Here is a 12283-nt window from a genome sequence, read left to right as displayed (position 1 = left end):
AGTACCTGTGGCGGCCTCTTCGCGGGCAAGCCCGCTCCCACAGGTTATGCATCGCTCTTGAGGGTGATGCAGTACCTGTGGGAGCGGGCTTGCCCGCGAAGAGGCCGGTATTGGCAACTCAAGGCTCAAGCCAGCACGGCAGCCCATGCAGACACCAGCAACACCCCCGCCAACACCTGGTTGAACAGCTGCAACCGCCTCGGCGTCTGTAACCACCGGGCGCTACCCACCCCCAGCATGGCCCATGCCGTCATGCTCGGCAGGGCAATCAGCAAGAACACCAGCGCCAGCTGCCACACCGGCAGCGTCGGTGCGGCAAACACCCCGATCACCGCCACGGCCATCAGCCACACCTTGGGGTTCACTACCTGCAACGAGGCAGCGCTGAACACACTGAACCCTTGCCCCTTAGTGGCCTGTAGCGGTGCGGCAGCACTGCGCAACATTTTCCACGCCAGCCAGCTCAGCCATAGCACCCCGGCCCAGCTCATCAATAATTGGGCCATGGGGTGGCGCAACAGCAATTCACCCAGCCCCAGGCCGACCACCAGCACGATCCCCGCCGCCGCGCCACATGCCGCCACGATCGGTGCCAGGCTCGCACGTAACCCCACGCGTGCACCATGGGCCAGGACCAACAGGTTGGTCGGCCCCGGGCTGATGCTGGATACCAGGGCAAACAGGATGAAAGGCAACAACGACTGCGACATGGTTCAGGGCTCCGGGATATCGAAGCACCATGCTCGCCGCCGGCAGGCGCTCAGTCTGGAAGGTTTGAGCAGCGCCTGCGGTAGTCGGCCGGCGTCAGCTGATAGGCGCGGCGAAACCAGCGCCCCAGGTGGCTCTGATCGGCAAAGCCCAAGGTCATGGCCACTTCGGCAGGTGTCTGGCCCCGGGCGAGCAGGCGCCGGGCCCGCGCCAGGCGCAGCTGGATCAGGTAGGCATGCGGCGCCAGGCCGAACCCGGCCTTGAAGGCGCGGGTCAGGCGGAAGCGGTCAACGCCACACGCCTGGGCCAGATCCTCCAGGCCGATGTCGCGCTCCAGGTTGGCGTGCAGGTAGTCACGCGCCCGCTGCGCGGTCAACGGCAGGCGCGGGTCGGGGTTGATACGGCGGCGCCAGTGCAGGTGGCGGGTCAGGCAGGCCAGCAGGTCGTCCATGGCTGTTTGCCGGACGATACGCAAGTCCTGGCTGTGCACGGCCTGGAAGGCGAGGGCGGTGGCGCGCGCCAGGCGTTCGTCGTGGCACAGGGTATCGGCAAAGCTGGGCAGGCTGTCGCCCGGTGCATGTTCGAACAGTGCCCGCAGTTGGCTGTCTACCCAGGCCGGTTCCAGGTAAAGGGTGGAATAGGTGAAACCGTCCTCGGTGGGGGCATGGCCGTTGTGTATTTCGCCAGGCTCCAGCAGGAACACCTGCCCCGGCGTGCTGCGGTGGCGTACGCGCCGGCAATCGAACTGCTGCACGCCCTGTTCGGTCACGCCAACCAGAAAGCTGTCGTGCCAGTGCGGGTCGTAGGCATGCCCGACGAAATGCGCACGGACCGACTCGATGCCGGTGTCGGCGTCTTGCTTGAGGTCGATCCAGTTGCTCATGAACGTGTACCGTAGGCGCAAATGGCTACCTTAGCGTAACGGCCCGGCTCAGTCTGGAACGATTGTGCAGCCGTTGGTCAGCGCCCGGCTGCGCAGGGCCTCGAAGCGCTCGCGCAGCCACAGATGCAGTTGCGATACCGCAGGCGAGAGTTGCTTGCGGTGCGGGCAAACCAACGTGACCGGCACGGATTCGCCGAGGTATTCGGGCAGGATGATCTGCAGTTCGCCAGCGGCAATGTTGGCGCTGACGTCCAGCCAGGATTTGTAGACGATGCCTTCACCTTGCAGGGCCAGGCGGCGGATCACATCGGCATCGTCGCTTACCAGGGGCCCGCTGACCTGCACGGTGCGGTTGCCCACCTGCCATTTGTCGTACACCCGGTTGTGCTGCATGTACAGCAGGCAGGCATGCTGTTGCAGGGCCTCGGGCGTGAGCGGGTGGCCGTGGCGGGCCAGGTAGTCGGGGGAGGCCACCAGCACCCGGCGGTTCCAGCTGGCCAGGGGCAGGGCGATGTAGTTGGCGTCCTGGTTGAGGCCATAGCGGATGGCCACATCTACGGGGTCGCGGTTCAGGTCGGCAATCTGGTCGGACAGAAAGAAGCGCAGGTGCAGTGCCGGGTGCTCGCGGCGGAAGGCGCTCAGCCAGGGCAGCAGCATATTTCGGCCCATGTCGGAGGGTGCCGATACCTGCAACGTACCCCGCAGTTTGCCTGGGTTGCCATGCAGGTCTTCATGGCCCTGACGCAAGCTCTCCAGCACATTCAGTGCGGTGGGCAAATAGCGCTCGCCTTCGGCGGTCAGGCGCAAGCTGCGGGTAGTGCGGGCAAACAGGCGCACGTCCAGGTCACGCTCCAGGCGCTTGATCGCGGCGGCTACCTGGCCAGGCAGCAGGCCTGCTTCATGGGCCGCAGCGGTAAAGCTGCCCAGCACGCTGCTGCGGGCGAACAGTTCAAGGTCGGTAATGCGCAGAATTTTCACTCCAGCTGTGAAAGTGTTGCTGCATTGTGCCGGTTTTTCTTTTCTGCGGGAAAGATAAGATGCCCGGCAATTCCCCTGTACATTCCGGAGTTGTCACATGGATACCGTCTCCCTGGCCAAGCGCCGCTACACCACCAAAGCCTACGATTCCTCGCGCCGTATTCCCCAGGCCACTGTCGACGCCCTGCTGGAACAACTGCGCCACAGCCCGTCCTCGGTCAACTCCCAGCCTTGGCACTTCATTGTTGCCGACAGTGCCGAAGGCAAGGCTCGCCTGGCCAAAAGCACTACGGATGGCTATGCCTATAACACGCCGAAGCTGCTCGATGCCTCGCACGTGATCGTGTTCTGCACCCGCACCGAAATGACCGAGGCGCACTTGAACGCAGTGCTCGACCAGGAAGCTGCCGATGGCCGGTTCCGTGATGAGCAGGCGCGGGCCGGGCAGAACCAGAGCCGTCGTCACTACGTCAACCTGCACCGCCATGACCACAAGGACGTGCAGCACTGGATGGAAAAGCAGACGTATCTTGCCTTGGGTACGGCGTTGCTGGGCGCCGCGGCCCATGGCCTGGATGCCACGCCGATCGAAGGCTTCGACAGCAAGGTCCTCGACGCAGAACTGGGGCTGCGTGAGCGTGGCTTTACCAGTGTGGTGATCCTCTGCCTCGGCTATCGCGCCGAAACGGACTTCAACGCCGGGCTGAACAAGTCGCGTCTGCCGGCCTCACAGGTGTTCACGTTCCTGTGAGGCCGCCTGCTTGCACAAGCCAGTGCAAGCGGCCCTTACTGATGCACCTCCCGCTTGAAGCGCAGCCGCCAGCCATGTAACAGCGGCTCGGTATAGCCACTTGGCTGCTCACGGCCCTTGAACACCAGCTCACGGGCCGCACGGAACGCATGCGATGCCTCGAAGCCGGCCGCCATCGGCCGGTACGCAGGATCGCCTGCGTTCTGCTGGTCCACCACCCGCGCCATTCGCTGCAACGTCGCCTCGACCTGCCCGGCATCCACCACACCATGGTGCAGCCAGTTGGCAATGTGCTGGGCCGAGATCCGCAGGGTGGCGCGGTCCTCCATCAGGCCGACATCGTGGATGTCCGGCACCTTGGAGCAGCCCACGCCTTGCTCGACCCAGCGCACCACGTAACCGAGGATGCCCTGGCAGTTGTTGTCCAGCTCGGCCTGTATGTCGTCGGCGCTCCAGGGCCGCTGCGCGCTGACCGGCACGCTGAGCAGGTCGTGCAACAACGCCTGGCGCTGGGCATTCAGGTCGACCTGTTCCAGCGCCTGCTGCACGGCTGCCACGTCCACCTGGTGATAATGCAACGCATGCAGCGTCGCGGCAGTGGGCGAGGGTACCCAGGCGGTGTTGGCACCGGCCCTGGGTTGGGCGACTTTCTGTTCGAGCATGGCTGCCATCAGGTCGGGCATGGCCCACATGCCCTTGCCGATCTGCGCCTTGCCACGCAAGCCGCAGGCCAGCCCCACCAGCACGTTGCTGCGTTCGTAGGCCTGGATCCACGCACTGCCTTTCATGTCGCCCTTGCGCAACATGGCGCCGGCCTGCATGGCGGTGTGCATTTCGTCACCGGTGCGGTCGAGGAAACCGGTATTGATGAACACCACCCGTGATGCTGCGCTGGCGATACAGGCCTTGAGGTTGACGCTGGTGCGCCGTTCCTCGTCCATGATGCCCATCTTCAGGGTATGCGCAGGCAGGCCGAGCAAGGCTTCGACGCGGCCGAAAAGCTGGTCGGCGAAGGCCACTTCGGCCGGCCCGTGCATCTTCGGCTTGACGATGTACAGGCTACCCTCGCGGGAGTTGCCGCGGCGCTTGAGGTCGTGCAGGCCGATCAGGCTGGTGACTACGGCATCGAGGATACCTTCGGGGATTTCCCGGCCATCGCGGTCGTGGATGGCGGCGTTGGTCATCAGGTGGCCGACGTTGCGGATGAACAGCAGCGAGCGGCCTGGCAGGGTCAGGGGCTGGCCGTCTGTGCCGAGGTAGTGGCGGTCTGCGGCCAGGGTGCGGCTGAAGGTTTTACCGCCTTTGCTGACCTGTTCGCTAAGGTCACCCTTCATCAGCCCCAGCCAGTTGCGGTAGACGTTGACCTTGTCGATGGCATCCACGGCGGCTACCGAGTCTTCGCAGTCGATGATGGTGGTCAGTGCGGCTTCCAGGAGAATGTCCTTGACCCCGGCCTGGTCCTGCTGGCCGATCGGGTTGGCCGGGTCGATCTGGATTTCGAAATGCAGGTGGTGATGCTCAAGCAGGATCGCGGTCGGTGTACCAGCGTCGCCCTGGTAGCCCCGTAATTGCCCGGGGGTCTGCAACCCGACCTGGCTGCCATCGGCAAGGGTTACCTGTAGTGTGCCGTTCTTGATTGCATAGGCTCTGGCGTCGCGGTGTGAAGCACCGTCGAGGGGCGTGCTGGCGTCGAGGAACTGACGGCCAAAGGCAATGACCTTGGCACCACGTACCGGGTTGTAGCCCTGACCGCGCTCGGCACCGGCGGTTTCGGCGATGGCATCGGTGCCGTACAACGCGTCGTACAGTGAACCCCAGCGGGCATTGGCGGCGTTGAGCGCGTAACGGGCGTTGCTTAACGGTACGACCAGTTGCGGGCCTGCCTGGACGGCGATTTCGCGGTCGACGTTACGGGTGCTGATTTGCACGTTTTCGGGGGTGTCGACCAGGTAGCCGATGCCTTGCAGGAAGTGTTGGTAGGCGGCCATGTCGTGGATCGGGCCGGGGTGCTGGCGGTGCCAGCTGTCCAGCTCGGTTTGCAGGCGCTCGCGTTCGGCGAGCAGGGCACGGTTTTGCGGGGCGAGGTCGTGGACCAGGGTGCTGAAACCTTGCCAGAAGGGGGTGGCTTCGATGCCGGTGCCGGGGAGGACCTCGTCTTCGATGAAGCGCTGGAGAATGGGGGCGATCTGAAGTTCGTTTGGCATTGTCTGTACGCTCGGTGTTCAGTCTGCTGGGTAGGTGTTGCCTGTGCTGGCCTCTTCGCGGGCAAGCCCGCTCCCACAGGTACGGCACTGGATTTGAGATTTGTGAGTTGCCTGTGGGAGCGGGTTCACCCGCGAAGAGGCCGGTGCAGGATTTACAAGGCAGCCGCCCCAGCCTTGGCCACCTGGGCATCCTGCTCGGACTTGACCCCGGACACACCAATGGCGCCAACCACCTGGCCTTCCACCCGCAGGGGCACGCCACCTTCCAGGCTGGTCAGCAGCGGAGCGGTAACGAATGCAGTACGGCCACCATTGACCATCTCTTCATAATCCCGTGTTTCCTTGCGGCCTAGCGCTGAGGTACGCGCTTTTTCCACGGCAATGTAAGCACTGGCCGGCGCACAGCCATCCATGCGTTCCAGGGCCAAGGGGTGGCCGCCGTCATCGACCACGGCAATGGTCACGTTCCATTGCCGGGCCAGGGCTTCCTGGCGGGCGGCGGCCACTACGCGGGCGACTTCGGCCTGGCCGATCACGAACTTGCTATGCATGGGTGTTCTCCGGGTTCAGGGCTGCTTCGACAATTTCTATCCAGTGCCGTACCGGCGTACGCCCGGCCCCGTCGAGGTGGGCCTGGCAGCCGATGTTGGCGGTGGCGATGACATGCGGTTTACCGCTTTCCAGCGCGTTCAGGCGGTTGTCACGCAGTTGCAGCGACAGTTCAGGCTGGGTCAGCGAATAAGTGCCCGCCGAGCCGCAGCACAGGTGGCCATCCGGCACCGAAGTCAGGGTAAAGCCCAGGCGCGTCAGCAGCGCTTCGACTGCGCCGCCCAGCTTCAGGGCATGTTGCAGGGTACACGGGCAATGGAAGGCCAGGCGTTGTTCGGCGCACAGGCCCAGTTGCTCGACGGGCTCATCACGCAGTACTTCTACCAGATCGCGTGACAGGGCGCTGACCCGTGCGGCCTTGGCTGCGTACAGTGGATCTTTTGCCAGCAGGTGGCCGTAGTCCTTCACGAATGCGCCACAGCCGCTGGCCGTTTGCACCAGGGCCTCGGCGCCTGCCTCGATGGCCGGCCACCAGGCGTCGATGTTGCGCCGGGCACGTTGCAGGCCTTGTTCCTGGGCATTGAGGTGGTAGTCCACAGCGCCACAGCAGCCGGCCTGATGGACCGGTTCGGCGCTGATGCCCAGGCGGTCAAGCAGGCGCGCGGCGGCGGCATTTGTATTGGGTGAAAGGGCCGGCTGTACGCAGCCTTCCAGCATCAGCACCCGGCGTGCATGGCGCGGCGCCGGACGCTGGCCGGGCGCGTTTACCCGCGCCGGCAGCTTGCGTTTGAGCGTGGCCGGCAGCAGCGGGCGCAGGGCCTGGCCGCTGCGGGTCAGGGCCTTGAACAGCGCCGGGCGCGGCACCACGGCGCGCAGCCCCTGGCGCAGCAGGCGCTGGCCGAGCGGGCGCGGCACCTGCTGTTCAACCACAGCGCGGCCGATGTCCAGCAGGTCGTGGTACTTCACCCCGGAGGGGCAGGTGGTTTCGCAGTTGCGGCAGGTCAGGCAACGGTCCAGATGCAATTGGGTGCTGGCGGTGACGGGTTCGCCTTCGAGCAGTTGCTTGATCAGGTAGATGCGCCCCCGCGGGCCGTCCAGTTCGTCACCCAGCAACTGGTAGGTGGGGCAGGTGGCGGTGCAGAAGCCACAGTGCACGCAGGACCGCAGGATGCTTTCGGCTTCGTCGGCGCGCGGCAGGCGCCTGGAGGTTTCGCTCAGGTTGGTTTGCATGGTCTGGCCTCACAGGTCCGGGTACAGGCGGCCAGGGTTGAATATGCCCTGGGGGTCGAGCTGCTGCTTGAGGGCGCGGTGGTAGCGCATCAATGCTTCGCCCAGCGGCGGGCTACTGGCCGAGCCAGGGGCGTAGCAGGTGGCGTGCCCCCCCACTTTGGCGACCTGGTCGCGAATGGCCTGTGCCGGTGCACTGGACTTGAGCCAGCGCTGCGCACCGCCCCAGTCGATCAGTTGCTGGCCGGGCAGGTCCAGCTCGCCGGTGGCGTTGGGCAGCGACAGGCGCCACAGCGGTGCAGGGCCGTCAAAAAACGCCAGGCGCTGCTCACGCAGGTCGCTCCAGAAGCGGCTGTCGAGGGTTTCGCCACCCAGCCGCTGGCGTGCGGACTGCACCGAGCCTTCGCCGCCTTCCAGGCGCAGGTACAGCGCGTCGTCGCCATGGCAGGCTGCGCTGATCGGCAGGGGCTGCTGGCCCCACTCGGCCAACTCGGCCAGCGCTTGGTGGCGGCCCATCGGCAGGCACAGGCTCAGGCATTGGCGTGGCCGCGGCAGCACTTTCAATGACACCTCGGTCAGCACCCCCAGGCAACCGAAACTGCCCGTCATCAGGCGTGATACGTCGTAACCGGCCACGTTCTTCATCACCTCGCCACCAAAACGCAGCAGCTTGCCGTGGCCAGTGATCATCCGCGTGCCCAGCACATAGTCACGCACAGATCCCGCCCATGGTCGCCGTGGGCCCGACAACCCGGCGGCGACCATGCCGCCCAGGGTGGCCTCGGGGCCTAGGTGCGGTGGCTCGCAGGGCAGCGTCTGGCCAGCTTCGTGCAGGGCGGCTTCGATCTCGCGCAGTGGCGTGCCTGCGCGGGCGGTAAGCACCAGTTCGGTCGGGTCGTAGCTGACGATGCCGCGGTGGCTGCGGGTGTCGAGTACTTCGCCGGCAACCGGGTTGCCGAGCATGGCCTTGCTGTTGCTGCCCTGGATACGCAGCGGCGTGCCTTGTGCCAGCGCCTGGCTGACCTGTTCCAGCAGGGCCTGGCTGTTGTCGCGGTCCATGCTCATCAGAAGCGCTCCAGCTCGGGGAAGGGCAGTTGCCCATGGTGCACATGCAGGGCGCCGAACTCGGCGCAGCGGTGCAGGGTGGGGATGTTCTTGCCGGGGTTGAGCAGGCCCTGCGGATCGAAGGCAGCCTTGACCGCGTGGAACAGGGTGATTTCGTCGCTGTTGAACTGTGCGCACATCTGGTTGATCTTCTCGCGGCCTACGCCGTGTTCGCCGGTGATGCTGCCGCCCACTGCCACGCACAGTTCGAGGATCTTGCCGCCGATGGCTTCGGCCCGTTCCAGTTCGCCAGGCAGGTTGGCGTCGAACAGGATCAGCGGGTGCATGTTGCCGTCACCGGCATGGAACACGTTGGCCACGCGCAGGCCATATTCCGCCGACAAGTCACTGATGCCCTTGAGCACCCGCGGCAGTTCGCGACGCGGGATGGTGCCGTCCATGCAGTAGTAGTCCGGGGAGATCCGCCCTACGGCCGGGAAGGCGTTCTTGCGCCCGGCCCAGAAACGCACGCGCTCGGCTTCGTCGCAGGCCAGCCGCACTTCTCGTGCGCCGGCGTGTGTCAGCACGGCGGCTACCCGTTCGCAGTCGTCATGCACATCGGCCTCCACGCCGTCCAGCTCGCACAACAGAATGGCCGCTGCGTCCACCGGGTAGCCGGCGTGGATGAAGTCTTCGGCGGCGCGGATGGCCAGGTTGTCCATCATCTCCAGGCCACCGGGAATGATGCCGGCGGCGATGATCTCGGCCACTGCACGGCCGGCGTCCTCGACGCTGGCGAAACTGGCCAGCAGCACCCGCGCCACCTGCGGCTTGGGCAACAGTTTCACGGTGACTTCGGTGACGATGCCGAGCATGCCTTCGGAGCCGGTGAACAGCGCCAGCAGGTCGAAGCCGGGGCTGTCCAGGGCATCGCTGCCCAAGCTCAGGTGCTCACCTTCGACGGTGAGGATGTCCACCTTGAGCAGGTTGTGCACGGTCAGGCCGTACTTGAGGCAGTGCACACCCCCTGCGTTTTCGGCAACGTTGCCACCGATGGAACAGGCAATTTGCGACGACGGGTCTGGCGCGTAGTACAGCCCGTGGGGGGCAGCGGCCTGGGAAATGGCCAGGTTGCGCACGCCGGGCTGGACACGGGCGTAGCGACCCTGCGGGTTCACCTCCAGGATGCGGTTGAAGCGCGCCATCACCAGCAGGATGCCCTTGGCCAGCGGCAGGGCACCGCCCGACAGGCCGGTGCCGGCACCCCGCGCCACCACCGGCACCCCTCGCTGGTGGCAGAGCTTGAGCAAGGCCTGCACCTGTTGCAGGCGCTCGGGCAGCACCACCAGCAGTGGAACCGTGCGGTAGGCCGACAGGCCGTCGCATTCGTAGGGTTTGAGGTCTTCTTCGCGGTGCAGGATTTCGAGGTCTGGCAGGGCACTGTGCAGCGCCTGCAGCAGGGCTGCCTTGTCTGTGACGGGCAGCACACCATCGACGCGTTCGTCGTACAGGATATTCATCGGCTCACTCGGCAACGGTTTTTGTTGTTGTTGGCAAAGCGGTCACCGTTGCAGCCTGCGCGCGCTGGCGGCTGTGGTCGAGTGGGTGTGGCACTGGTCCTACCAGTTTTTGTGCCGGGCACTGGTTATTGATGGCTTTACCCGGCTAGATTGGAGCCAGTGGTCGAAGTGGTCCTACCAGTGATGGAGGCATGATGGGTGCTGAAGGCAAGGCCAAGGTTGCCGACCAGGTGGCCGAGCGGGTCGAGCGGCTGATCGTCGACGGTGTGCTCAAGGTGGGGCAGGCGCTGCCGTCGGAGCGGCGGCTGGTAGAAAAACTGGGGTGTTCACGCTCGGCCCTGCGCGAAGGGCTACGCGTGTTGCGCGGGCGCGGGATCATCGACACTGAGCAGGGGCGGGGTTCGTTCGTTGCCGACCTGACAGGGCATACGGGCGGCACACCGTTGATGCACCTGTTCAGCTCGCAGCCACGCACGCTGTTCGACCTGCTGGAGGTACGGGCGTTGCTCGAGGCCGAGTCGGCGCGGCTGGCAGCGCTACGCGCCACCGAGGTTGACCGCCTGCTGATTCGCCGGCGCTACGAAGAGATGCTGGCCGCGCACGACGCCCCTGAAGCGCTTGATGCCCGCGAGCATGCACGCCGCGACCATGCCTTTCATCGGGCGATCAGCGAGGCGTCGCACAACCCGGTGCTGGTGCACACCTTGCAATCGCTCAGTGACCTGACCCTGAGCACGGTGTTTGCCTCGGTCAACAACCTGTATTGCCGGCCGGCACAGAAGCGCCAGATCGACCGGCAACATGCGCGGTTGTATCAGGCGGTGATGGAGCAGTTGCCGGAGCAGGCGCAGCGGGCGGCGCGAGAGCATATCAACGGCATACGCGACAGTTTGCGGGAGATCGAGCAGGAAGAGCAGCGGTTGGTCAGGGCGACCATGCGGATGGACGGGTGGGGATGAAGTTGCCTGTGCCGGCCCTTTCGCGGGCTTGCACGCTCCCACAGGGACTGCACCGCCCTTGAAAGCGCTGCAGTACCTGTGGGGGCGGGCAAGCCCGCGAAGAGGCCGGTACAGGATTGCCTCAATGATCGGCTATACGGTCATCCTGGGACAGAATGGCCTGCGCCATTGCTACGCGACAGATTGCGCGAGATCGAGCAGGAAAAGCAGCGCTTGGTCAGGGCGACCATGCGGATGGACGGGTGGGGGTGTACTTGCCTGTGCCGGCCCTTTCGCGGGCTTGCCCGCTCCCACAGGTACTGCACCGCCCTTGAAAGCGCTGCAATACTTGTGGGAGCGGGCAAGCCCGCGAAGAGGCCGGTACAGGATTGCCTCAATGATCGGCTATACGGTCATCCTGGGACAGAATGGCCTGCGCCAGTTCTTCATCACTGGCCTGCAACCCAGGGTGATCCTTGCGGGCCTGTTCCAGTGCAGACTCCACATAGGCGCCACGGATTGCACCGCCGCTGGCGACGAATGCAGAAAGCTCGTCACGGGCCGGGATGATCCGTTTATCGTCCTTGAAGGTGGAGTAAAGCGAAGCGGAAACACCGGCCGAGGTGGCGACGTCGCCCGCATCGACGCGGGCCAGGGCAGCACCGGCAGGCAGCAGGAGCAGCAGCGCAGGGGCGAGGAGTAGGTGGCGCATGTCGTGTTCTCCAATAGCGTGAAGCCCAAGGGAATAAACCACTCAGTGGTTAAGAAAGCACGCAGGTGCTGGTAGTTCCCTTGGGGGTTTCACGAAAAGGAAGGATCAAGCCAGCTGGTAAGTGGTTTTGACCCGGGTAAAGAACTGCCGCGCATGCGTGCCTTGCTCGCGCGAGCCCAGGCTCGATGCGCCATTCCCCCCAAATGGCACGTGGTAATCCACCCCGGCTGTCGGCAGGTTGACCATCACCATCCCCGCCGAACTGTTGCGTTTGAAGTGCTCGGCATGACGCAGCGAGGTCGTGACTATGCCGGCCGACAGGCCAAATGCGGTGTCCTCGGCGGCGGCAAGCGCTTCGTCATAGTCACGTACCTTGAGCACGCACAGCACCGGCCCGAATATTTCTTCCCGGTAGATGCGCATGTCCGGCGTTACCTCGGTAAACAGCGCCGGGGTAAAGAAATACGCCCCCGCCGGTTATCGATACGCTCGCCACCGCATACCAGCTTCGCACCCTGCTCAACACCTGCGGCCACATAGGACAGGTTCTGCTCCAGTTGCCGGCTGTCGACCACCGGGCCGATGTCGGTGCTGGCCTGCAGCGCATCGCCCACCTTCAACGCACGGGTACGTTCGGCCAGGCGTGCGACGAATGCGTCGTGAATACCCTCTGTCACGATAACCCGCGAGCTGGTTCCAGATTGCCTGAGGGCATGGATTGACCGCGTCGGGCCGGGCGTGATTTGCTCGGTTCTACGGCCTCTTCGCG

Annotated in this window: 11 protein-coding genes and 1 pseudogene; 2 read left to right on the top strand and 10 right to left on the bottom strand. The window is 65.0% G+C overall.

What is annotated here, in order from left to right:
- Positions 1-125 precede the first annotated feature (125 nt).
- From ACIQUI_RS25320 to ACIQUI_RS25310, 3 genes are read right to left on the bottom strand one after another with little or no spacing between them, the layout of a single operon-like run.
- Complete coding sequence (locus ACIQUI_RS25320) at positions 126-710, bottom strand: LysE family translocator (RefSeq protein WP_403203381.1); 585 nt, start codon at positions 708-710, stop codon at positions 126-128.
- 50 nt (positions 711-760) lie between these two features.
- Positions 761-1591: an AraC family transcriptional regulator gene (locus tag ACIQUI_RS25315; RefSeq protein ID WP_403203380.1), complete on the bottom strand. Its 831-nt coding sequence runs from the start codon at positions 1589-1591 to the stop codon at positions 761-763.
- Between the two features lie 48 nt (positions 1592-1639).
- Entirely contained in the window at positions 1640-2563 is a 924-nt protein-coding gene (locus ACIQUI_RS25310; RefSeq protein WP_403203384.1) for a LysR family transcriptional regulator, read from the bottom strand.
- 103 nt (positions 2564-2666) lie between these two features.
- Between ACIQUI_RS25310 and nfsB the strand changes: the two genes are divergently transcribed.
- Entirely contained in the window at positions 2667-3320 is a 654-nt protein-coding gene (gene nfsB / locus ACIQUI_RS25305) for an oxygen-insensitive NAD(P)H nitroreductase (RefSeq protein WP_403203379.1), read from the top strand.
- A 35-nt stretch (positions 3321-3355) separates the two neighbouring features.
- On the opposite strand, the gene ACIQUI_RS25300 is transcribed toward nfsB, so the two are convergent.
- The 5 genes from ACIQUI_RS25300 to glcD all read right to left on the bottom strand — a co-directional run bounded on the left by ACIQUI_RS25300 (position 3356) and on the right by glcD (position 9864).
- Complete coding sequence (locus tag ACIQUI_RS25300) at positions 3356-5524, bottom strand: malate synthase G (RefSeq protein WP_403203378.1); 2169 nt, start codon at positions 5522-5524, stop codon at positions 3356-3358.
- Positions 5525-5676: 152 nt separating this feature from the next.
- Positions 5677-6075, bottom strand: a complete 399-nt coding sequence (locus tag ACIQUI_RS25295; RefSeq protein ID WP_403203377.1) for a heme-binding protein — start codon at positions 6073-6075, stop codon at positions 5677-5679.
- On the bottom strand, positions 6068-7303 hold the full coding sequence (glcF, locus tag ACIQUI_RS25290; RefSeq protein ID WP_403203376.1) for a glycolate oxidase subunit GlcF: 1236 nt from the start codon (positions 7301-7303) through the stop codon (positions 6068-6070). The genes ACIQUI_RS25295 and glcF overlap by 8 nt, the downstream gene beginning before the upstream one ends.
- Positions 7304-7312: 9 nt before the next feature.
- Entirely contained in the window at positions 7313-8365 is a 1053-nt protein-coding gene (gene glcE, locus ACIQUI_RS25285) for a glycolate oxidase subunit GlcE (protein ID WP_403203375.1), read from the bottom strand.
- Positions 8365-9864 (bottom strand): glycolate oxidase subunit GlcD, encoded by a 1500-nt coding sequence (glcD, locus tag ACIQUI_RS25280; RefSeq protein WP_403203374.1) that lies wholly within the window; start codon positions 9862-9864, stop codon positions 8365-8367. Before glcD ends, glcE begins: the two co-directional genes overlap by 1 nt.
- A gap of 194 nt (positions 9865-10058) precedes the next feature.
- Between glcD and glcC the strand changes: the two genes are divergently transcribed.
- Positions 10059-10823: a transcriptional regulator GlcC gene (glcC, locus tag ACIQUI_RS25275; RefSeq protein ID WP_403203383.1), complete on the top strand. Its 765-nt coding sequence runs from the start codon at positions 10059-10061 to the stop codon at positions 10821-10823.
- 373 nt (positions 10824-11196) lie between these two features.
- Here the strand turns inward: glcC and ACIQUI_RS25270 are convergent, their stop codons facing one another.
- Both ACIQUI_RS25270 and ACIQUI_RS25265 read right to left on the bottom strand, forming a co-directional pair.
- Positions 11197-11514, bottom strand: coding sequence for a DUF2388 domain-containing protein (locus ACIQUI_RS25270; protein ID WP_403203373.1), 318 nt, complete (start codon positions 11512-11514; stop codon positions 11197-11199).
- Between the two features lie 105 nt (positions 11515-11619).
- Positions 11620-12206 (bottom strand): annotated as a pseudogene (locus tag ACIQUI_RS25265) (aldehyde dehydrogenase family protein); the annotation flags it as partial.
- Positions 12207-12283 lie beyond the last annotated feature (77 nt).

It is taken from the genome of Pseudomonas sp. NPDC090592, from assembly GCF_044769185.1.
Lineage (GTDB): Bacteria > Pseudomonadota > Gammaproteobacteria > Pseudomonadales > Pseudomonadaceae > Aquipseudomonas.
Note: the sequence above shows the minus strand (reverse complement) of the source record. Positions and strands in the feature narration are given on the sequence as shown.